The organism is Bradyrhizobium sp. AZCC 1578 (genome assembly GCF_036924675.1).
GTDB lineage: Bacteria > Pseudomonadota > Alphaproteobacteria > Rhizobiales > Xanthobacteraceae > Bradyrhizobium.
In genome coordinates, this window is record NZ_JAZHRZ010000001.1 from 1,982,747 (window position 1) to 2,004,651 (window position 21,905).

Consider the following 21,905-nt stretch of genomic DNA (forward strand, 5'->3'; position numbering starts at 1 on the left):
ATTCGTGGTCGCAGTCAAACCTATTTTCGTCAGGCTCTACGGCAGCACCTCGCGGCGCTCGCTGAGCAGCGCGTCGGTCTCGGCGCGCTTGTCCTCCAGGAGCCCGGCCTGGGCGGCTTCGATCACCTTGTAGAGTTCGTGGGCGTCGCTGAGCCGCGTCACCGTCACGTAATCTGCGCCGGCCTCGTAGAGGTCGTTGACGTTGGCCAGGATCTCCGCGGTGGCGACGATCTTGGCGGTCGGGTTGAGCGAGCGGACGTGCCGGACCAGCTTTTCGTTGTCGGCGCCCTTCAACAGCGAATCCGGGATGCTGAGGATGATCAGCTCGGCCTTGCCGACGCCGGCATGCACCAGCGTATCGACGTTGCTGATGTCACCATAGACCACGTGCATGCCGCGGTCCGTCAAGGTCCTGAATACCAGCGGATTGAAGTCGATCACGGTGATCTGCTCCAGCACCGCCGGAGTGAGGCGCTCGATCTCGGCAACCAGCGCGCTGGCGGCGCGGAAGAACCCGAGAATGACGATCCGGCGCGCCTCCCCATGCCCGCCCTCGTGCGCTGCGTCGGCCTCATGCTTGTGATCGAGGTCGCGGAGCCCGATCCGCTTCAGCGGACCGATCAGGCCGCGCGTGACCTGGTCGCTGCGGCCCATGACGAAGGTGCTCAGGACCGCCAGCACCACGAAGGCGAACGACGCCGCGCTCGACGTTTCCGGGCTGATATGGTGTGCCAGCACGCCGGTCTGGATCACGACCAGCGAAAATTCCGAAATCTGCGCCAGGTTGATCGCCGGCAGGAGGCTCGCGCGCAGTCCCTGCTTCATCAGATAAAGCGGCGTGAACGTCGTCACCATGCGGCTGACGACGGTGAAGGCCGCGATCGCGAGCGCCAGCCCGATCACCGACGCACCGGGGATCGGGATGGTCATGCCGAGCGAGACGAAAAACAGCGTGATGAAGAAATCGCGCAGCGTCGTCACCTTGGCGGTGACGTCGAGCGCATAGGGGAACGTCGACAGCGATACGCCAGCCACCAGCGAGCCCATCTCGCGCGACAGGTGCAGCCTCTCCGCGATCTCGCCGATCAGGAAGCACCAGGCCAGTGCCCCGAGCAGGATCAGCTCGGGCCGGCGCGCGATCTGGTGGAACAGCCACGGCAGCACATAGCGGCTGAGCACCAGCGCGGTCGCCACCAGCGCGCCGACCCGGGCGATCGACAAGAGGATCACGCTCACTTGCAGATTGTCGAGGCTCGGCTGCACCGCCAGGAACAGGATCGCGAAGATGTCCTGCAGCACCAGCACACCGAGCGTAATCCGCCCAGGCAGCGTGTCGAGCTCGCGCTTCTCGTACAGCACCTTGACGATGATGACCGTGCTCGACAGCGCGCAGGCAATGCAGAGATAGAGCGCGTCGAAATGCCCGCTCCCCATCGACAGGCCGATCCCGATAAAGAACAATATTCCGAGCAGGACGCCGCCGACCAATTGCCCGCCCGCGGCAAACAGAATCACCTTGCCGGCGCGCACGATCTTCTTCAGGTCGATTTCCAGCCCGATCATGAACAGCATGAAGATCAGGCCGAGCTCTGAGATGACGGTGATCGAATCCTGGGATTCGACCCACTTCATGCCGAATGGACCAATGAAGAACCCGGCGATAAGGTAGGCCAAAATCAACGGCTGCCGGGAAAAATGCGCCAACAGGCCGAGCACCCAGGCGAACAGGATGCATAAGGTGATATCGCGAATAAGCTCGTGCATGGTTCCGGACTTCCCCCTTTTGCAACCTAGAGGTCCCGGCGCAAGGGTCAAACAAGCAATGTGTCACAGCCATAGAATGGGGGCTTTTCTCGCGATTCTGGCCGTGTTGTCGATCCCGTACGCCTCCACCGCCAGCGCCCGGACCACAGGCGGAATCGAACAGAATTTCGCAAACTCCCGCCCCCTGATCCCCCAGCGGATCGCCTATTTCGACACATCAGGCAAGATGGCGGGGAGCTACCTCAAGTCCCCGATTGCGTTAAAACCGTTCGCGACCGTCGAGGTCTTCATCGCTGCAGACGACGTTCGCGGCGAAGCGGGAGCCAATTTCGTGGTCGACTGGGCGGCCACGGGCGAGATCACCGAGCCCACGGTCGAGGCGCTGATGGTCGGCGTCGGCACCGGACATCATGCCTTCGTCAGCCAGGCCGATCAGGATCGTCGGCAAGAACCAGGCTGAAACGACGACGAGACGAGAGAGCCGCCCGGTCGGGCCTCTCAACAAGAAACAAGATGGAGTGAACATTCATGTCTACCGCTTCCTTCGATTTTGCGCCCTTGCTGCCCACCGGATTGCCGGCGCCGGCAGCGCGGTGGACCGGCCTTGCCAGATACAGCTTTGTCGGCGGCAACAATGATCCCGAGCAGGTTCCGGTCGATGGGCTGATCGATGCCGTCAATACCGTTCTCCGGCGCGAGGGCAAGACGCTCGCGACCTACGGCCTAGCCAGCGGTCCGCAGGGCTATCGCCCCTTGCGCGAATTCCTCAGCGCGAAACTCAAGCGCGACGCCGGCATCGCCTGCATTGCCGACGATATCATGATCGTCTCCGGTTCGCTGCAGGCGCTCGACCTCGTCAACCAAACCTTGCTGGCGCGCGGCGACACCGTGCTGGTCGAGCAGGAAACCTATCAGGGCGCGCTGACCCGGCTGACGCGGCTTGGTGTCAAGGCGATCGGCATCCCTCTCGACGAGCAGGGCATGCGGATGGATGCGCTGGCGGCAGCCCTTGCCGACCATAAAAGCCGCGGCATCACGCCGAAATACATCTACACTATCCCAACCGTGCAGAACCCGACCGGGAGCATCCTGCCGGAGATGCGGCGCGCCGAGATGCTGAAGCTGTCGCAGCAATATGGCGTGCCGATTTTCGAGGACGATTGCTACGCCGACCTGGTTTGGGCCGGCAAACGTCCGCCCGCGATCTATGCCATGAGCAAGCATGGCGGCGTCATCCACATCGGCTCGTTCTCGAAGTCGATCGCGCCGGCGCTGCGGGTCGGCTTCATCGTGGCACCCTGGGAGATGATGTCGCGGATGCTGGCGCTGAAGACCGACGCTGGAAGCGGCGCGCTGGAGCAGATGGTGCTGGCCGAGTATTGCGCGCCGCATTTTTCGACCCACGTGCCGAAGCTGACACGCGGCCTGCGCGGCAAGCTCGACACGCTGATGGAAGCGCTCAGCGAGCAGTTCGGCACCTCGGCCGAATTCGAGGAGCCCGAGGGCGGCATCTTCCTGTGGGTGAAGCTGCCCGACAATGTCGACACGCTAAAACTCTATCAGGCCGCGCTTGTTGCCGGCGTCGCCATCAATCCGGGGCCTGAATGGTCGACCGACAAGACCTATGCCGGCAGCCGGCTGCGGCTGTGCTTCGCAAGTCCCTCGCATGAACAGATCCGCGAAGGCGTCGCCGTGCTCGCCGAAGTCTGCCGCAAGGAGTTCGGCGTGCCGGCACGGATCGCGAATGTGGAGAAGCGGGCGCGGAGCTGAGCCTGCAAGCCTTGGTCGGTGTCCTATTCAGCCTTGATCCCGGCCTCGGTAATCAGCTTGCCCCATTTCACGCTTTCGCTCTGGATGAATTTTGCAAAAGCCTCGGGCGAGGTGGGCGCGGGTTCGGCGCCGAGAACGCGGATTTTCTCGATCGCCGCGGGATCGCTCAACGCCTTCACGAAGGCGGTATTCAGCGTTTTGACGATGTCGGGCGGCGTGCCGGCGGGCGCGACGATGCCGAACCAGCCGACGGATTCGAATCCGGAGAGGCCCTGCTCCGCCAGCGTCGGAACATCGGGCAGGAAGGCCACGCGTTTCGCGGCGGAGACTCCGAGCGCCTTCAACTTGCCGTCGCCGATCAACTGCTTGGATGCGGGGATATCCAGCACGGCCAGTGGGACGTGGCCGGCAAGAACGTCTGTCGTCGCCGGCGCGGTGCCGCGATAGGCGATCAACTGAATTCCGACACCGGCCTTCTGGTTGAACAAGGCCGAGGTCAGGTGCATCGCCGTGCCGTTGCCGCCATGGCCGATCGACAGCCCCGCCGTTTGAGCCTTGGCCTTGGCAATGAGATCGGCGACAGAGGCAATGGCCGATTGTTGCGAAGACACCAGCACGAACGGGATTTCCGCCAGCAAGGTGACCGGCGCCAGGTCCTTGATCGGATCGAACGCCATCGCCGCGCGGCTGAGATGGGGATTGACGGTCAGCACGCCGGCTGCGGCCACGCCGAGCGTGTAGCCATCAGGCGCTGCCTGCGCCACCGCGCCGATCCCGATATTGCCGCCCGCGCCCGCCCTGTTCTCGATGACAACGGGCTGACGCAGCGTTTCCGATAATAACGGCTGCAGGGCGCGGATGACGATATCGGCACTGCCGCCGGGCGGAAATGTCACGATGATCTTGATGGGTTGATCGGGATATGCGTTTGCTGCTTCAATCGCCGACAACGACAGCGACAAAACAACAACAAGGGCGCGGATCATGCCTTGCCGGATCGACGGAAACATTGATGGTCCCCCGATGATCTCTGTGGCGCTCAGTAATGCATGATCGTCCCAGCGCAGCAAGCGACAAGGCGGCAAGTGACATGGTGAAGACCAGCGTTCTCGTGGTCGGTGGCGGTCCGGTTGGTCTCACCTTGGCAATGGACCTCGCATCGCGGGGAATATCCGTCACTGTCGTGGAAACACGCGCCGCCGGCGAGCCGCCGAGCGTGAAATGCAACCACGTCTCGTCGCGCTCGATGGAGATTTTTCGCAGGTTAGGACTGGCGCAGAAGCTGCGCGACGCCGGATTGCCGGCCGACTATCCGAACGATTGCTCTTACCGCACCACGGCAACGGGGATCGAGCTATCGCGTATCCTCATTCCCTGCCGGCGCGATCGCTATACCGCCACCGGCGGGCCAGACACCGGTTGGCCGACAGCCGAGCCTCCGCACCGCATCAACCAGATCTATATGGAACCCGTGCTGTTCGCCCACGCCGCCGCCATCAACGGGCTGCAGATTCTGAACCGCAGCGCATTCGAGGATTTCAGCGAAGTCGATGAGGGCATCGTTGCAACCGTCCGCAACCTCGATACCGGAGCCGCCTTTCAGATTCACGCCGATTTCATCGTTGGCTGCGACGGGGCGCGGTCGCTGGTTCGCAAGGCGATCGACGCCAATCTGCAGGGAACGCCGATCATCCAGCGCGTGCAATCGACCTACATCCGCGCGCCCGCCCTGCTCGGCCTGATGGACCGGCCCGCCTGGATGACGCTGTCGCTCAATCCGCGGCGCTGTGGCACGGTTGTCGCGATCGACGGCCGCGAGAAGTGGCTGATCCACAATCACCTCAATCGCGAGGATGAGACCTTCGAATCCGTCGATCGCGATGCCTCGATCCGCGCCATCCTCGGCGTCGGCCCCGACTTCGAATACGAGATTCTGAGCAAAGAGGACTGGGTCGGCCGCCGCCTTGTCGCCGACCGGTTTCGCAAGGGACGCGCCTTCATCTGCGGCGATGCCGCGCATCTGTGGATGCCCTATGCCGGCTACGGCATGAACGCCGGGATCGCGGACGCAACGAACCTCGCATGGCTGCTCGCCGCCTATCTGCAGGGTTGGGCCGACATCGCCATCCTCGACGCCTATGAGGCCGAGCGTCTGCCGATCACCGAACAAGTGTCGCGCTTTGCGATGGAGATGGCGGGCAAGGTCTTGAGCCAGCGCCGCACCGTTCCTGATGCAATCGAGCAGCCGGGGCCGGGAGGCGATGCCGTCCGCAAGCAGGTGGGGCAAGCGGCCTATGACCTGAACGTGCAGCAATATTGCTGTGCCGGCCTCAACTTCGGGTATTTCTACGATCGCTCTCCGATCATCGCCTATGATGGCGCCGAGCATCCGGGTTTTACGATGGCGGACTTCACGCCGTCCTCGACGCCGGGCTGCCGGCTTCCGTTCGCGAAATTGCCGGACGGACGGCCGGTCTACGATGCGTTGGGTCCGGGCTACACGCTTTTGCGCTACGATCCGGGTGTTGTGGTTGCGCCCTTGACCGATGCGATGCGCGCCAATGGCGTCCCGTTTGAGATCGTCGATGTACCCGGCGACCAAGCGCCGCCGCCCGGCGGCCACAAACTCATCCTTGCGCGCACCGACCAGCATGTCGCCTGGCGGGGTAACGCGATCCCTGACGATCCCGCGCCGCTCGTCAGCAAGCTGATCGGCCGAAGCCTCACCCCCAGCCCGGATTGATCCCCTGATGACGGAGGCGCGCTCCCAGCATCGCCTAGGCATTGCCCTGGTCGTCGCCGCCGCCATTGCCTGGAGCACGGCGCCGTTCTTTACAAGGCTCCTTCCCTACGACTCCTGGACCATCCTGTTTTGGCGCGGATTGTTCGGCGGCGGCCTGATCGTGGCGATCATGCTGGTGCTGCAAGGCCGCGCCGGACTGCGGGACCTGACAAGGATAGGAAAAAGCGGCTGGCTGGTCGCATCATTATCGACATCCGCCATGATCGCCTTCATCCCATCGCTACAACTGACCAGCGTGTCCAATGTGGCCATCATCATCGCGACAGGCCCCTTCGTCACGGCCGCGCTTGCCTGGGTGTGGTTGCAAGAAGTCCCGCATGCGCGAACTATGGTCGCGAGTGTCGTGGCGCTCTGCGGCGTTGCGGTCATCGTCGGCAACGCGCGCATCGGGTCCGATATCCTGGGAATAGCGCTCGCTTGCTTCACGACGCTGGCGATCGCCGCGATGACCGTCATGGTCCGGCGGCACAAGGATACGTCCATGGTGGCCGCCGCCGCGCTATCCAATTTTCTGGGCAGCATCGTCAGCATTCCCTTTGCCGGCAGCATCGCCGGCATCCCCGGGGCCGATATCCTGATCCTCGCGATGTTCGGATTTTTCCAGGTTGCGCTGGGGTTGACGCTGTTTTTCCTCGGTTCGCGGCTGCTGCCTTCCGGGCAGGCCGCCCTGATCTCCACGCTGGAGACGCCGCTGATGCCGTTCTGGATATGGGTGGGATTTGGCGAGGTGCCCACACTACGGGTCCTCGCCGGCGGCGCTCTGGTGATGGGCGCCGTCATTGCCGACATCGCCGGCGATATCCGCGCGCAGCGGCCATCAAAGTGAATGGGCGGCGGCTCACCGCACCGCGAACGGCGCCTGATAGGGCCGACCGAACGGCACGCCGTTGATCACGGTCTGCACGGGCTTGAGCAACAGCTTGCCCTCGCGCTTGTTGTTGCGGGTGTCGACGAACGAGGTCTGCGCCTCCACCAGATCCATGATCGCGACGTCGCCGGGTGCGCCGATCTGCAGCGTGCCGATCTTGGGCGCGCGGTTGATGATCTTCGCCGGCGTCGAAGTCGCCGCCGCCACCACCTGCTCCAATGTAAGGCCGAGCGTAATGAACTTGCTCATGACGTTCGGCAGATATGGTATGCCCGGCGAGTTGCCGGAGAAGACATGGATGTCGGAGGAAATCGTATCCGGCATGCAGCCACCGGGAAGCGCGACCTCCGCCACCGTGAAATCGAAGCTGCCGCCGCCATGGCCGACGTCGAACATCACCCCGCGCTGCTTGGCTGATAGCGCTGCCGGCAGCAGCTTGCCGTCCTGCACGATGTTGGTGAAGACGCCGCCGATGTTCGGAGCGCCGGAATAGGCGTGCGTCAGCACGTCGCCCGGCCGCATCAGATCGAGAATCTCTGACATCAGCTCCCTGGTCTCGACGCCGCCGATATGCACCATCATCTTGGCCGGCCAGCCGCACATCTCGCAGGCTTTGATGCCGCGCTTCAGCGGCTCCAGCCCGTGCCTGGCGATCACGTTCTCCGACATCCTGACCTTCACGCCGAGCAGGAATTCCGGATTTTCCGCCAGCGCCATCGCGCAGGCATCGACTTGCGCGTAATCGATGTTGTAGAGCTCGGCCACCGGGAAGCCGGACAATCCGTTGTTGGCGATATGGACGAAGGCGTAAATTCGCGCCCGCGATTGCGCCACGATGTAACGCCGCAGCGCCGCGAGATTGTTGACGCCGGCATCGCCCGCCGACACCACCGTGGTGGTGGCCTGGGCCTGCACCAGCTCGTCGGCGGGAATGCCGATCGCCGAACCATAGGGGTAGACGTGCGAATGCAGATCGATCAGGCCGGGCGTCACCAGCTTGCCTGAGGCATCGATGGTCTTGGCGGCGCGCGCGGCCGGAATCTCGTTCTCGACGGCCTCGATCACACCCCAGCGGATACCGATATCGCGCTTGCCCTTGAGCGACTGGCTCGGATCGAGCACGTCGCCGCCCTTGATCACGAGGTCGAATTTGTCATTCGGTCCCATCGTGGCATGGGCGCTTCCGGACATCGCGACGACCGCGGCCGATCCGGTCAGGCTCAGGAAATGACGGCGTGAAACCCCGCTCATGGCAGCCTCCCCAATTTGATTGTTATGGCGCGATGATGCGCCCGCTCCCAGCCTTCCGCAAGCAAGAGTAAAACCTGCCCATCCTCGTCCCACGCTGGATTGAAGCGCGACGTTGCCGGTTTCCAGTGGGCGCTTGCTGTATCGACGTTCGCAGCTTTGCCTCTCGCGGCGCACGCAAGCGCGACGCGGCCACAGAGCAAGAGAAGCGATCGGACGAGTGGTCATCAAGAAGAATGACGCCTCGAATCGCAGCGCGTCGCGCGTTCGGTCCGGATGACCCCAAACGAAAAATGGCCCCTCGCGGGGCCATTCTCTTTGTTTTGCGTGTCGCTGCGTTCGAAAAATATCAGCTATAGATCTCGAACAGGCCGGCGCCGCCCTGACCGCCGCCGATGCACATCGTGACGACGCCCCACTTGGCCTTGCGCCGGCGGCCTTCCTGCAGGATGTGGCCGGTGAGACGCGCACCGGTCATGCCGAAGGGATGGCCGATCGCGATCGAGCCGCCGTTGACGTTGTACTTCTCCGGATCGATGCCGAGCTTGTCGCGGGAATAGAGACACTGGCTGGCGAAGGCTTCGTTGAGCTCCCAGAGATCGATGTCGTCGATCTTCAGGCCATGGCGCTTCAGAAGTTTTGGCACGGCGTAGATCGGACCGATGCCCATCTCGTCCGGCTCGCAACCCGCCGCCGCCCAGGCGACGAAGCGGCCCATCGGGTTGAGACCGCGCTTCTCGGCATCCTTGGCTTCCATCAGAACGACCGCCGCCGCGCCATCCGAGAGCTGGCTGGCGTTGCCGGCGGTGACGTATTTGCCCGGGCCCTTGACCGGCTCGAGCTTGCCAAGGCCTTCCATCGTCGTGTCGGGACGATTGCACTCGTCGCGGTCGACGGTGTAGTCGACGATGCTCTCCGCCTTGGTCTGCTTGTCGACCACCTTCATCTTGGTCTTCATCGGGACGATTTCGTCCTTGAACTTGTTGGCCTGCTGGGCGGCGGCCATGCGGCGCTGCGATTCCAGCGAGTACTCGTCCTGATATTCACGGCTGAGCTTGTAGCGCTCGGCAACGATATCGGCGGTATCGATCATCGCCATGAAGATATCGGGCGCGACCTTGAGCAGGTCCGGATCGATCGATTCCTTGGGCGAGCCGCCGCCGGGGATCGAGATGCTCTCGACGCCGCCGGCCACGATGCAGTCAGCCCCGTCAGAGCGGATCGAGTTGGCGGCCATCGCGATGGTCTGCAGGCCGGAGGAACAGAAGCGGTTCACCGAGACGCCGGCCGTCGATTTCGGCAATCCCGCGAGCAGCGCGGCCTGGCGGCCGATGTTCGGCGCGCCATGCGCGCAATTGCCGAGATAGCAGTCTTCGACATAATCCTTGTCGACGCCGGCGCGTTCGACCGCGTGCTTGATGGCGTGAGCCGCCATCGACATCGGCGGGGTGATGTTGAACCCGCCGCGGCCGGACTTCGCCAGCCCCGTACGTGCATAGGAAACGATGACAGCTTCACGCATTTGAAAGACCTCCCTTTGATGCGATCCAGTATGGACTGGAGCCGCGGCGGTGTGTAGCGAAAACCCGAATTCCGGCGGACGGAACAGAATGAACCGCAGGCCGGCTCAAGGCCGGGATTTGCACAATGCCCGTTCTTGGGCAAGGCCACGTCTTCTGCGGCCGATGCGCGACGAAGGCCGCATGCGCCGGCTGTTTCACTCAGCGAAATTGGCCGCTATTGAGATCGCCCGCAAACAGCGATCCAAGACAGGTCAGGGGTGCGATAGTAAGGACATTGCGCTTTCCGTACCGCTGGCCGTAGCGGCCATCTCACGGTGACGCTCTAAGCCCATTTCATGTGACACACGAGACGCCTCACTTCCCTGTTCCGGCCACGGCGAGAATGGGTGCCCAGCGTGCGATCTCGGATCGAACGAAACGGTCGAATGCCGCCGGATTGCGCTCGTCCTTTGCCGGGATCGAGCCGCCGAGCTGGGCGATCCGCTCGCGCACGACGGGCTCATCGAGCGCCCGGTCGAGCGCATCGGAAAGCCTCGCGATGATTTCGGGCAAAACGCCCTTCGGCGCAAACAGTCCCGCCCAGACGCTCATCTCGTAGTTGATGCCAGCCTCCCCCGCGGTCGGAACATTCGGCAGCGTTTCGAGGCGTTTCGCAGCCGAGACCGCGAAAGCCTTGACCGAACCGGCCAAAACCGACTCCGCCACGCTGACCGATTGCTCGCACATGAAGTCGACGTGACCGCCGACCAGGTCATTCAAGGCCGGGCCTGATCCGCGATAGGCAACGAGCGCCGGCTTCGCGCCGAGCTCCGCGGTGAACAGCAGGCACGCCATATGCGAGGAGGCACCGACGCCGCCATGGGCCTGCTTCACCGCGTCGCCCCGTTGCCGCAGCGCTGCGACGAACTCCTTCAGGTCGTTTGCCGGGAAATCCTTCCGCGCGATCACGACTGCCGGGGAATGCGCGGTGATGCCGATCGGCACGAAGTCGGCAACGGGATCGTATTTGAGGTTCGGCGTCAGCACTGGCGCTGCAACATGCGAGCCCATGGCAGCGGCAAGCAGGGTATAGCCGTCGGGTGCGGCAGCCGCGACGCGGCCGCTACCGACCGTGCCGCCGGCGCCGCTGACATTCTCGATGACGATGGATTGCCCGAGCATCTTCGACATCTGGTTGGTGACGATCCGCGCCACCACGTCGCTGGCGCCTCCGGGAGGGAACGGCACGATCACCGTAATCGCCCTGGAGGGGTAATCCTGCGCACGCACCGATCCTGCGATGCCAGCGAACAGCATCGCAACCAGGCAGGCCTTCCAGAGACACGTGCAAGGTTTCATAACGCGCTCCTGTCCCTTGCTGCTGCGCGGTCACACGTTTCCGTCGTTCAATATTTCCGCGACCTCGACCGAACGCCCCTCACGCGCCGAAAGAATGCCGGCGCGCACCACCGCGAGCGATCGCGTCGCCTCCTCGCCGCCGACTTCGTGCTGGCGCTGCCCGCGCGCCGCCGCGGCAAATTCCTCGAGCTCTTCGACCAGGGTATCGTTGTTGGTGCATGGTACCGCGATCGGCTGGCTTTCACCGCGCTTGAGCAACCGGAGCCCGTTGTGCAAGTCGTAGAACGCCGTCATCTCCTTGCCGTAGACGTTCATCAGGTAGTACTCGGACGCCGAGGCGTAGCTTGCATTCAGCGTCGAGAGCGCGCCGTTCTCATGCTGCAGGATCAGGCTCGCGACATCCGGATTGTCACCGGGCAGCACCAGTTGCGCCGACTGTGCGCGTACCGCCTGGATCGGCCCGATCAGGTGAGTGAGCACGTCGACATAGTGGATGCCGATCTGCAGCATCACGCCGCCCGGCATGCCTGCAGCCTGGTAGCGCCAGGAGGTGAGATCGATCTTGCCAAGGCGGTCGCGGCTGATATTCGCCTCGGCATTGACGAGCCTGCCGAACCGGCCGGCGTCGATCTCTCGCCTGATGTAGCGGAAATGGCTCTCGCGCCGCCGCTGATAGCCGAGCGCCAGCACCACCCCGGCCTTGCGGCAGGCCTCGGTGATGGCGCGGCCGTCCGCGATGGTGTTGGCGATCGGCTTGTCCAGAAAGACGTGCTTGCCGGCGGCCGCGGCAGCGCAGGTCGTCGCGAGATGCACATCGTTCGGCGTCGTATTGATGATCGCCTCGATCTCGGCATCGGCCAGCAGCGCCTCGTAGCTCGCGGCCGGCCGGCAGCGGTATTTTGCCGCGAAATTTTTGCGTTTCTCATCCGACCTTGTGTAGCAGCCGCGGATCTCGAGCTTGCCCGAGCGCTGGATGGCATCCGCCAGCACGTCGGACCACCATCCCATCCCGATACAGGCCACGCGGAGCGGATCGGCACTCATCACTTCGCCCTCCCAAGGACCTTGCTCTCAAAGACCGTGCCCTTCCCAAAGGCCGCCTTGGTCCGGCCGGCTTCGGTCCTTGCTACTTCATTCCCACTTCGCACCGATCGACTCGACGGCCGACCTGGCGATCCGCAAATCGGTCTCCCAATCGCCGCCGCTGACGCCGACACCGCCGATGCATTCGCGGTCGACCAGCACCGGCACGCCCCCTTCCATCGCCGTCCACCGCTCCGGTCCGGCGGCGAGCGCGAGCCCGATCGCATGGCTGACGTCGAGGTCCTGGCCGGCCGCGCCTTTCGCCGTTGTCGGACGCCGGTTCGACGCGGCGCAGACCGCCTTGGTGGTGCAGGAGTGCACGGTATGGAAGCGGCCGCCGTCCATTCGTTCGATCAGGATCACATGGCCACCGGCATCCACGACGGCACAGGAGATCGCGATATTGGCCTGGCCGGCCAATTCCAGCGCCGTCGCCATGATCCTTTTCGCGCCCTGATGCGTCAGGCGTTTGCTCTCGGCAACAAACATGGCAGCACTCCGGTCGGGAGGGACAGGCGAATTGTGCCCCATCGAGAAACGACGTGCAACCTCCGGCTGCCGTTCCGGCAGTACACGCCCCCGAGCGATGAAGCCTAGCCAGACTATGAGGCGCGAACATGGAAGGTCGTCAGGAATTCCGTGCCGACGGCCTGGCGGCCGAACGCCTCAGATATGCTGCGCCATGATCCGGCCGGGCCGCGCATCCGGGCGGGGCTCGATATCGACCGACCACAGGTCGTGGTTGTCGACGTCCTTCAATGTCACGGTCATGACTCCGGTCTTGCCGTCGATGTCGACGCGACCGAAAAACTGTAGGCCGAAACAGGGAGCGAGATTCTCGCCGCTGCACCCCTTCTGGAACATCGCTTTCGGGCCGAACGTATTGTCGAGCGGGGCCGGCGCCCAAGTGCCCGCATGCAGCGGGCCGGAAACGAATTCCCAGAACGGCTCGAAGTCCTGATAGATCGCGCGGTTCGGATCGTAGTGATGCGCGGCCGTGTAGTGCATGTCGGCGGTCAGCCACACAATGTTGCGGATGCCGGCGCGCTTCATGAACGACAGCAAATCGGCGATCTCATGCTCGCGCCGCTCCGGCGGACCGTCGCCGAGCGCAATCGCGTCCTCGCTGAACAGGCCGATCGGCATGTCGGCCGCGATCACCTTCCACGTGGCGTCGGAGGCCACCAGCTCGCGCTTCAGCCAGGCCAGTTGCGCCGCGCCGAGGATGCAGGTGTCGCTGTGGTCGTCGCGCTGGTTCAACGTGGAATCGCGGTAGCTGCGCATGTCGATCATGAAGACATCGAGCAGCGGGCCGTAGGCGATCTTGCGATAGATGCGGCCGTCCTGCGCGGGCGTCGCGCGCATCGGCATGAATTCATGGAACGCGCGGCGCGCCCGCGCCACCAGATGCGAGGTGCCGTCCTCGGCATAGCCACTCGCGTCGGCCGTGCCGACCGGCGCCCAGTCGTTCGTGACCTCGTGATCGTCCCATTGCGCGAACAAGGGCACGGCCGCATGGAAGGCGCGAAAATTTGGATCCAGCCAGTTGTATTTATAGTTGCCGCGGAACTGCGCGAGGGTTTGGGCAACGACAGACTTTTCGTCGGTAACGAGGTTTCGCCAGACCCCGCCGTCGGGCAGCGTCAGTTCCCGCTCCACCGGGCAGTCCGCATAGATGTGGTCGCCGCAATGGATGAAGAAGTCCGGACGGTTGTCGAGCATGGTCCGGTAAGTCCGCATGCCGCCGCGGCTTTCGTCGATGCCCCAGCCCTGCCCCGTCGTATCGCCCGACCAGGCAAATGATACGCTGCTCCGTGTGGTGGGTGCGGTACGAAAATGCCCGACCTGCGCCTCGCCGGCGATCCCCGGCTCGCTTTCAAACCGCACGCGATAGAAAATATCCTGCCCCGGCGGCAGTCCGTCGAGCAGAACTTTCGAAGTGAAGTCGGCATCCGGCAACGCATCGGCGGAAGCCATGCCAATGATGGTCTTGAAATCTTCGCTGGCCGAACACTCGACTTGCATCCGCGCCGCCCGGTCGGCGCGCGCCCAGACCACCGCGGAATTGGCCGAGACGTCGCCCGATTGAATGCCGCTGGTGACGAGCGGCCGAGCCGCGGCGCGGCTGAGGTAGGGTCTGGCGAGGCCGCCGAAACCAGCGACGGCGAATGTCGCGGCAGAGCGGACCAGCCATTGACGCCGCGTCAGAGCGGGCTTGGCCCGAATCGCAATCGGCATCGAACACCCCTCGTCGAATCACGACGAAGGTGTGCCCGAGCAATTTGAATGCTGGCCGAAGGTTTTGCGACAAGTGGATGAAGGTGAAGAGTTGTAGCAACTACCGCTGCCAGTCGCAGATGCCGCCGGACTTGCACGGCCAGGTCTGGATCCGCGTGTCGCGGGCCTGCGCGTCGAGCGGGTTGCTGTGGGGTCGCGCCAATTTGGTGCGGGCAGAGCCGCGCGGTTTCTGCACACGCTCATGCGCCACGTGAGTCTTGGGCGCGACAGTCGTGGGCGCGACAGTCTTGGCGGCAGCAGTTTTGGGCGCAGCAGTCCTAGGCGCAGCAGTCTTGAGCGCAGCCGTTTTGGACGCGGCGGCGGGCTTTGGCACGACCACGCGCTCCGTCTTCACCTGCTTGCGATCGGTTCTGGCCTCGATCCGGACCGGGGCGAATCGCGTCTCCGGGCCGAGTCGCTTCGGTGAGAGCATGGCTTGGGAAGGATCGAGCTCGAGGAGTTCGCCCGCGCGATATTCGTCTGCCAGCGCGGCGCTGCCCGACATCAGGAGCACCGTGCAAAGTGCCGCGGCAATAGCGTTTTTCAGGACCATCGCGGGCCTCCTGAAATCAACCCAAAGAATTAAGAACAGCCGATATGTAGGGCGCCGGCCGGACAATTCCAGCAGTTCCCGCCCTCAGGGCTACCGGTGACTGAGCCAGCCCGTGAAAAACTTCACGTGCCGGATGAACAGCCCCTACTCGGCGGCCTGCGCCACCGGCTGGCCGATCGCCGCTTCCAGCCGCGTGCACTCCGCACGGTATTTCGCGACATTGGCTTCCTTGACATGGCCATAGCCGCGAACGAGTTCCGCTGATTTCGCCAGCGCCACCAGACGCGGCCAGTCATGCGGCTTGGCCATGTCGAGATGGCGGAAGATCATCGCGGAATATTCGCCCGGCAGGGCCCGCTCCATCCGCCGCTCGGCTGAATAGCCGAACGGATCGAACGCGGTGCCGCGGAGGAACTTGAAGCGGGACAGGATGTCGAAGGCGCGGAATATCCAGGAGCCGAATTCGCGCTTGCGCAAATGCCCGGTCAGTCTATGGCGGGATGCCAGCAGCGGCGGCGCGAGGCTGACCTTGACCCCCGGCTCGCCGTCGAACTGCTCTTTCAGCGCTTTTGCAAACTCGCCGTCGGAATAAAGCCGAGCGACCTCGTATTCGTCCTTGTAGGCCATCAGCTTGAACAGGCCCTTGGCAAAAGCCTCGGTCAGTTCATGCGAGCCCGGCGCGGCCTTGGCTTCCGCGGCGCGGACGCGCTCGACCTCGGCGAGGTATCGCTTCGAGTAGGCCTCATTCTGATAGTCCGTCAGGAACTTGGCGCGGAACGCGATGCTTTCGTCGAGCGTGCGGCGGACCGGCGCCGCGCCCGAACTCTTGAAGCGTGCGGCGCTGACGACGCGCGGCAGATCGTGCGCCGCGAGCCGGCCCCAGGAGAACGCGAGCTTGTTCATCTCGATCGCCGCGCCATTGAGGTCGATCGCCTTCATGATCGCTTCCAGCGACAGCGGGATTGCGCCGCGCTGGAACGCAAAGCCGAGCATGAAGGCGTTGGTGGCGATGCTGTCGCCCATCAGCGCGGTGGCAAGCCCGGTGGCATCGAGAATGTCGAGGTCGGATGCGCTGACCGCCTCGTTGAGCGAATCCCGCATCGTTCCCGCCTCGAAATCGAGGTCGGGATTGATGACGAAGCTCGCGGTCGGCAAGAGGTCGGCATTGACGATCGCCCGCGTCACGCCGCGCTCGGCCCGGCTCAGCGCGGGGATGCTGGTGGCGACCACGATGTCGCAGCCGAGGATGAGATTGGCGCCGCCAGGGGCGATGCGGACGGTCGAGAGATCGTCGGCCTGCGGCGCGATGCGGACGTGGCTCATCACAGCGCCGTTCTTCTGCGATAACCCTGTGAAGTCGAGCGTCGAGCACGCCCTGCCCTCGACATGCGCGGCCATGCCGAGCAGCGCGCCGATGGTGATGACGCCGGTGCCGCCGATGCCGGTGACGAGGATGTTGTAGGCGCCATCGAGCGCGGGGCCCGCCGGCGTCGGCAGATCGGCAAACAGCGCCGAGGGATCAGCCGCCGCCCGATCGGCCCTCCGCAAGCGTCCGCCATGCACCGTGACAAAGCTCGGGCAAAAGCCCTCGATGCAGGAAAAGTCCTTGTTGCAGTTCGACTGGTCGATCCGCCGCTTGCGGCCGAATTCGGTTTCCAGCGGCTGCACCGAGACGCAGTTCGAAACGGAAGAGCAGTCGCCGCAGCCTTCGCAGACGCGTTCGTTGATGAAGACGCGCTTCGGCGGATCCGGATAGAGTCCGCGCTTGCGGCGCCGGCGCTTTTCCGCCGCGCAGGTCTGGTCATAGATCAGGACCGTGAGGCCCTTGACCTCGCGCAGCTCTTTCTGCACGGAGTCGAGCTCGCGGCGGTGGTGAACGGTCGCGCCAGAAGGGAAATAACTCGTCGGATATTTCTCGGGATCGTCGGAGACGATGGCAAGCCGCTTGGCGCCCTCCGCCGAAACCTGGTGCGCGATCTGCGATACGGAAAGCCCGCCTTCGGCCGGCTGGCCGCCGGTCATCGCGACCGCATCATTATAGAGGATCTTGTAGGTGATGTTGACGCCGGCAGCCGCCGCCGCGCGGATCGCGAGCAGGCCGGAATGGGTGTAGGTGCCGTCACCGAGATTCTGGAACACATGTGGCTCGCTGGTGAACGGCGCCTGCCCGATCCAGGTGACACCCTCCGCGCCCATATGCGAGATCGTTTGCGTCCGGCGGTTCGGCACCGACAGCGCCATGCCGTGACAGCCGATGCCGGCCATCGCGCGGCTGCCCTCGGGGATCTTGGTCGAGGTGTTGTGCGGACAGCCCGAGCAGAAATACGGTGTCCGCTGCAGCTTTGCGGTCCCGACGCCGTCCACGGGACGGTCGAACGCCTCGAGTTTTGCGAGACGCTGCTCCAGTGCCGGGCTGCGATGACCGAGTTTTCGCAACCGCGCCACGACGGCCGCCGCCACCATGGTCGGCGTCAATTCGCCTTCGCTCGGCAACAGCATGGCGCCGCCCTCGTCAAGCTTGCCGACCACCGAAGGGCGCTTCGCGGCATCCATGTTGTAGAGAATGCGGACAAGCTGGTCCTCGATAAAGCCGCGCTTCTCCTCGACCACGAGCACGTCCTGCAGGCCTTCGGCAAAGGCCCGCGCGCCGGATTGCTCCAGCGGCCAGGTCAGCGCCACCTTGTAGATACGCAATCCCAGTGCCCGCGCTTCCACATCGGTAATGCCGAGATCGGCCAGCGCCTGCCGCAGATCCAGATAGGCCTTGCCGGTCGCCATAATGCCGAGCCGCGCCGGCTTTGAATCCAGCACGATACGGTCGAAGCGATTGACGCGCGCGAATGCGGCGACCGCCTGCATCTTCGGACCGTGCAGCCGCCGCTCCTGCTCCATCGGCGCATCGGGCCAGCGGATCGAAAGCCCGCCCGGCGGCATCTCGAAATCGTCGGGCGTGATGATCTTGATGCGGTCGGAATCACTGACGATCGAGGCCGAGCTTTCGACCGTCTCGGAAATCGCCTTGAACCCGACCCAGCAGCCGGAATAGCGCGATAGCGCAAAGCCCAAAATGCCGAGATCGAGATAATCCTGCAGCGTGGCCGGGTTGACCACCGGCATCAAGGCTGCCGCGAACACCTGCTCGCTCTGGTGGGCGAGCGTCGAGGACTGGCAGCCATGGTCGTCGCCGGCCAGCGCAATCACGCCGCCATTCGGCGAGGTGCCGGCGGAGTTGGCATGCTTCAGCGCATCGACGGAACGGTCGACGCCGGGGCCCTTGCCATACCAGATGCCGAATACGCCATCGACCTTGGCGCCCGGGAACATGCCGACCTGCTGGCTCCCCCATACAGCGGTAGCCGCCAGGTCCTCGTTGAGACCCGGTGAGAACTCGATGTCATGCTGCTTGAGGAAAGTTTTGGCGCGCCACAGCGCGTGATCGTACATGCCGAGCGGCGAGCCGCGGTAGCCGGAGATGAAGCCTGCGGTATTGAGCCCCTGTGCGCGATCGCGTTCGCGCTGCAACATCGGCAACCGGACCAGCGCCTGCGTACCGGACAGAAAAATCCGTTTCGCATCCAGACGGTACTTGTCGTCCAGTCCCACTTCCATCAACGCCATTCGTCCGCTCCCCGTCGCACGTTCCGCCGGTTATTTGAACCGGTCTAATTGCGAACAGCATGCACCGATTTTGCTATGCGTGCCCAGCGTGAATTCATGGCCGCAGGGCATATCTCGCCCGTGTTGTGGATCGGCCGGGCCTCTTGCGGAAGCCTTCCTTCTTTGAAACGCTTAGGAATAAAGGGAGACGCCAGCGATGACAGAACCGGCCTTCAGAACCGAGATATTGGAGAGCGGTAATCTGCTCGTCGGGCCGTGGCGGAGCCCGAGGCAAATGCTCCACGCGCAGGTCTACGATTCGCACGCCTCGATCCACGACGATGCGACCGCGCAGAAGCTCGGCTTTCAGGGCGGCACCATCGAGGGCCCGACCCATTTCAGCCAGTTCGCGCCGCTGTGCGAACGCATCTGGGGCCAGGCCTGGTTCGAAACCGGCTGCCTGTCCGCGCACTACCGCAATCCCGCCTTCGAAGGCGAAGAAGTGCAGGCGAACATCGAGAAACCGAAGCCGGGGCAAACGACTTGTGCGATCGGGATGACCAAGCACGACGGCACCGAGATTTTGCGCGGCACCGCTTCCGTCGGCGACGTAATGGAAACAGCACTTTCCCGGCGACTCGGCGAATTGAAGCCGCTCGCCGATCCCGTCATCCTCGCCGACGTCAAGGTTGGCATGAAGACGCCGCGTCAGGCCGTGAAAATGGATTTCGACCAGCATATGGGCGATCTCTATCCGTTTTCGCTTGAGCAGAAGCTGAAGCTCATCACCGAACCATCCGCGTATTATTCCCAGGAGCTCAATCCCTGGGGCCGCGCGATCATCCCGTTCGAAATGCTGAGCGTGCTGTTTCAGTACCGCGCCCGCGAAGACCGGCTGCCGGTCCGCGGCCCCGCGGTCGGGCTGTTCGCGGATCAGGAGATTCGCCTGCTGCGCGGGCCGCTATTCGTCGGCGAGACCTATGCAACCGAACGCGAGGTCGTCGCGCTCAGCGGCAGCCGCCGCACCGAAAGCGTCTGGGTCCGCACCACCGTGTTCGCAGCCGACGACACACCGGTCGCCACCATGCTGTTGAACATGGCGAGCATCAAGGATTCCTACGCTAACTACGAGCAGGAGCACCAAGCGCTCTACGGCTAGAGCATGATCCGGAAACAGTACCCGATGCGGGGAGTGGAATGAGATGCGCCTAAAAGATCGTGTCGCCATCGTCGTCGGCGCCGGCCAGAGCCCCGGCGAAGGCATCGGCAACGGCCGCGCCACCGCGCTGACCTTTGCGCGCGAGGGCGCCAAAGTGCTGTGCGTCGATCATAATCCAGCCTCGGCGCAGGAGACCGTCGACATGATCGCCGCAAGCGGCGGCACCGCGGCAGCCTTCAGGGCCGATGTCACAAAAAGCGCCGAGTTGAAGGCGATGGTGGCGGATGCGCAAGCACGCTGGGACCGCATAGACGTGCTGCACAACAATGTCGGCGTCAGCCTGGCCGGCGGCGACGCCGAACTGCTCGATATCAGCGAGGAAGCGTTCGACCGCTGCGTCGCGATCAACCTTAAGAGCTGCGTGTGGGCGGCCAGGCACGTCATCCCGATCATGCGGGCGCAACGAAGTGGCGCGATCATCAACATCTCCTCGATGGCCGCGATCACGACTTATCCGTACGTCGCCTACAAGGCGACCAAGTCGGCGATGATCGCCTTCACCGAACAGCTCGCCTACCAGAACGCGCAATACGGCATCCGCGCCAACGTCATCCTGCCCGGACTGATGAACACGCCGATGGCGGTCGACACCCGCGCCCGCGAATTCAAAAAGAGCCGCGCCGAGGTCGAGGCCGAACGCGACAGCAAGGTGCCGCTGCGCCAGAAGATGGGCACCGGCTGGGACGTCGCCAACGCCGCGCTGTTCCTCGCCTCGGACGAAGCGAGTTTTATCACCGGCGTGACACTGCCGGTCGATGGCGGCGCGAGCGTGCGGCGGGGATAGTCGTGATGTGTCCGCGAGAATTGTAGATACAGTGGCGGAACCGTATTACTCCCGCCCCGTGTGTTTACCTTTAATTAGTAACCTTCTCTTAAGGATTGCGGCCGTTGGGCGGTCTTTTTGACGCGCCCCTGCTCACGCGATCTGCGCCGGCGTTGTTTGTTTTTGGTCGCCCCGCGTGATTCGAAAAAAATCGATCGATTCCAATGACACGATGATGTGACAGCAACGTCGTCGCTTGTCGAAATCCCGTCTCGTTGCGGTCGTACGAATTTCATGTGCGCTCGCTATGAGGCGCCACAAGAATTGTGGGAAGCCGAGGCACCATGAACGAAGAATTCGACTACGAGCTGACACCGGCGCAGTGGGAAACGCTGAAGGCATTGCGGACGCCGGAGTCGCGGCTGCCGCGCATGAGCCGCACCACGATCGACGGCCTGATCGCGCTCGAACTCGCCGTGATGCACGGCGATGTGCCGGTTATCACCGCGAAGGGACGCAAGGTGCTGATTCGCGGCTCGTCACTGCTGCTGCAGGATCTTGCGGCGTGATTCTTGGTTCCGTGTCCCGGACGCGGTGCAGCGTGCAACGCTGCGCCGCAGAGCCGGGACCCACCAACAGCGTATGGACCCCGGTTCTGCAGCGCACCGCTAACGCGCTGCGCTGCGCCCGGGAAACGCAGCTCACACCGGTTTCTCCTCATCCGTTACCGGCGAGGTGATCACCAGGAACACCAGATCGACCAACCCCGAATTCGAAATGGCGTGTTCGACGCCGGGCGGCAGGAAGATGACGTCGTGCTTGCGCACCACGTGATTTTTTCCCGCGATCTCCATCAGCCCCTCGCCTTCGAGCACGTGATAGATCTGCTCCTGCACGAGGTGCTTGTGGCGCGCGACATGGGCCATCGGCTGGTACATCGAGATGCGATAGTCGATGTGGCGGGAGCCCGCGGTCTCCGGCATCGCCAGCGGCTTTGATAGGGCGCCGCCAAAGTGATTGGGGAATTCGCGCCACGGCACTTCGGCGATATTGCGGATAAAGGCGCCGTTGTTTTCTGGAGCCATGATTGCCTCCTTTG

General features: G+C 63.8%; 18 protein-coding genes. 7 read left to right on the forward strand and 11 right to left on the reverse strand.

Going from position 1 to position 21,905, the window contains the following annotated elements; genetic code table 11:
* Positions 1–36: 36 nt before the first annotated feature.
* Entirely contained in the window at positions 37–1,764 is a 1,728-nt protein-coding gene (locus tag V1290_RS09845; RefSeq protein WP_334364217.1) for a cation:proton antiporter, read from the reverse strand.
* Here V1290_RS09845 and V1290_RS09850 point away from each other — a divergent pair.
* Positions 1,763–2,224 (forward strand): DUF3124 domain-containing protein, encoded by a 462-nt coding sequence (locus V1290_RS09850; protein WP_334364218.1) that lies wholly within the window; start codon positions 1,763–1,765, stop codon positions 2,222–2,224. The two genes, V1290_RS09845 and V1290_RS09850, sit on opposite strands and share 2 nt — an antisense overlap.
* 68 nt (positions 2,225–2,292) lie before the next feature.
* Complete coding sequence (locus V1290_RS09855; RefSeq protein ID WP_334364219.1) at positions 2,293–3,534, forward strand: aminotransferase-like domain-containing protein; 1,242 nt, start codon at positions 2,293–2,295, stop codon at positions 3,532–3,534.
* A 23-nt stretch (positions 3,535–3,557) separates the two neighbouring features.
* Here the strand turns inward: V1290_RS09855 and V1290_RS09860 are convergent, their stop codons facing one another.
* Positions 3,558–4,544: a Bug family tripartite tricarboxylate transporter substrate binding protein gene (locus V1290_RS09860; protein ID WP_334364220.1), complete on the reverse strand. Its 987-nt coding sequence runs from the start codon at positions 4,542–4,544 to the stop codon at positions 3,558–3,560.
* Between the two features lie 35 nt (positions 4,545–4,579).
* Here V1290_RS09860 and V1290_RS09865 point away from each other — a divergent pair, with 35 nt between their 5' ends.
* Positions 4,580–6,277 carry an FAD-dependent oxidoreductase gene (locus V1290_RS09865; RefSeq protein WP_334364221.1) on the forward strand — a complete coding sequence of 566 codons (1,698 nt, stop codon included), beginning with the start codon at positions 4,580–4,582 and terminating at the stop codon, positions 6,275–6,277.
* 7 nt (positions 6,278–6,284) lie between these two features.
* Positions 6,285–7,163, forward strand: coding sequence for a DMT family transporter (locus tag V1290_RS09870; RefSeq protein WP_334364222.1), 879 nt, complete (start codon positions 6,285–6,287; stop codon positions 7,161–7,163).
* 12 nt (positions 7,164–7,175) lie between these two features.
* Here the strand turns inward: V1290_RS09870 and V1290_RS09875 are convergent, their stop codons facing one another.
* The 8 genes from V1290_RS09875 to V1290_RS09910 form a co-directional block, all read right to left on the reverse strand.
* Positions 7,176–8,456 carry an amidohydrolase/deacetylase family metallohydrolase gene (locus V1290_RS09875; RefSeq protein WP_334364223.1) on the reverse strand — a complete coding sequence of 427 codons (1,281 nt, stop codon included), beginning with the start codon at positions 8,454–8,456 and terminating at the stop codon, positions 7,176–7,178.
* 346 nt (positions 8,457–8,802) lie between these two features.
* Positions 8,803–9,975 carry a thiolase family protein gene (locus tag V1290_RS09880; protein WP_334364224.1) on the reverse strand — a complete coding sequence of 391 codons (1,173 nt, stop codon included), beginning with the start codon at positions 9,973–9,975 and terminating at the stop codon, positions 8,803–8,805.
* Positions 9,976–10,330: 355 nt separating this feature from the next.
* On the reverse strand, positions 10,331–11,314 hold the full coding sequence (locus tag V1290_RS09885; RefSeq protein ID WP_334364225.1) for a tripartite tricarboxylate transporter substrate-binding protein: 984 nt from the start codon (positions 11,312–11,314) through the stop codon (positions 10,331–10,333).
* 30 nt (positions 11,315–11,344) lie between these two features.
* Positions 11,345–12,358: a Gfo/Idh/MocA family protein gene (locus tag V1290_RS09890; protein ID WP_334364226.1), complete on the reverse strand. Its 1,014-nt coding sequence runs from the start codon at positions 12,356–12,358 to the stop codon at positions 11,345–11,347.
* Positions 12,359–12,445: 87 nt separating this feature from the next.
* Positions 12,446–12,886: a GlcG/HbpS family heme-binding protein gene (locus V1290_RS09895; RefSeq protein ID WP_334364227.1), complete on the reverse strand. Its 441-nt coding sequence runs from the start codon at positions 12,884–12,886 to the stop codon at positions 12,446–12,448.
* 177 nt (positions 12,887–13,063) lie between these two features.
* On the reverse strand, positions 13,064–14,635 hold the full coding sequence (locus tag V1290_RS09900) for an alkaline phosphatase D family protein (protein ID WP_334364228.1): 1,572 nt from the start codon (positions 14,633–14,635) through the stop codon (positions 13,064–13,066).
* A 100-nt stretch (positions 14,636–14,735) separates the two neighbouring features.
* The gene (locus tag V1290_RS09905; RefSeq protein ID WP_334364229.1) at positions 14,736–15,227 is read right to left on the reverse strand and encodes a hypothetical protein; all 492 of its coding nucleotides are present in this window, start codon (positions 15,225–15,227) and stop codon (positions 14,736–14,738) included.
* Positions 15,228–15,371: 144 nt separating this feature from the next.
* The gene (locus tag V1290_RS09910) at positions 15,372–18,845 is read right to left on the reverse strand and encodes an indolepyruvate ferredoxin oxidoreductase family protein (RefSeq protein WP_334364230.1); all 3,474 of its coding nucleotides are present in this window, start codon (positions 18,843–18,845) and stop codon (positions 15,372–15,374) included.
* 196 nt (positions 18,846–19,041) lie between these two features.
* Between V1290_RS09910 and V1290_RS09915 the strand changes: the two genes are divergently transcribed.
* The 3 genes from V1290_RS09915 (at position 19,042) to V1290_RS09925 (ending at position 21,375) form a co-directional block, all read left to right on the forward strand.
* Positions 19,042–19,983: a hypothetical protein gene (locus V1290_RS09915; protein ID WP_334364231.1), complete on the forward strand. Its 942-nt coding sequence runs from the start codon at positions 19,042–19,044 to the stop codon at positions 19,981–19,983.
* Between the two features lie 43 nt (positions 19,984–20,026).
* Entirely contained in the window at positions 20,027–20,827 is an 801-nt protein-coding gene (locus tag V1290_RS09920; RefSeq protein ID WP_334364232.1) for an SDR family NAD(P)-dependent oxidoreductase, read from the forward strand.
* Between the two features lie 323 nt (positions 20,828–21,150).
* Positions 21,151–21,375: a hypothetical protein gene (locus V1290_RS09925; protein ID WP_334364233.1), complete on the forward strand. Its 225-nt coding sequence runs from the start codon at positions 21,151–21,153 to the stop codon at positions 21,373–21,375.
* A gap of 132 nt (positions 21,376–21,507) precedes the next feature.
* On the opposite strand, the gene V1290_RS09930 is transcribed toward V1290_RS09925, so the two are convergent.
* The gene (locus tag V1290_RS09930) at positions 21,508–21,891 is read right to left on the reverse strand and encodes a cupin domain-containing protein (RefSeq protein ID WP_334364234.1); all 384 of its coding nucleotides are present in this window, start codon (positions 21,889–21,891) and stop codon (positions 21,508–21,510) included.
* Positions 21,892–21,905: the final 14 nt, after the last annotated feature.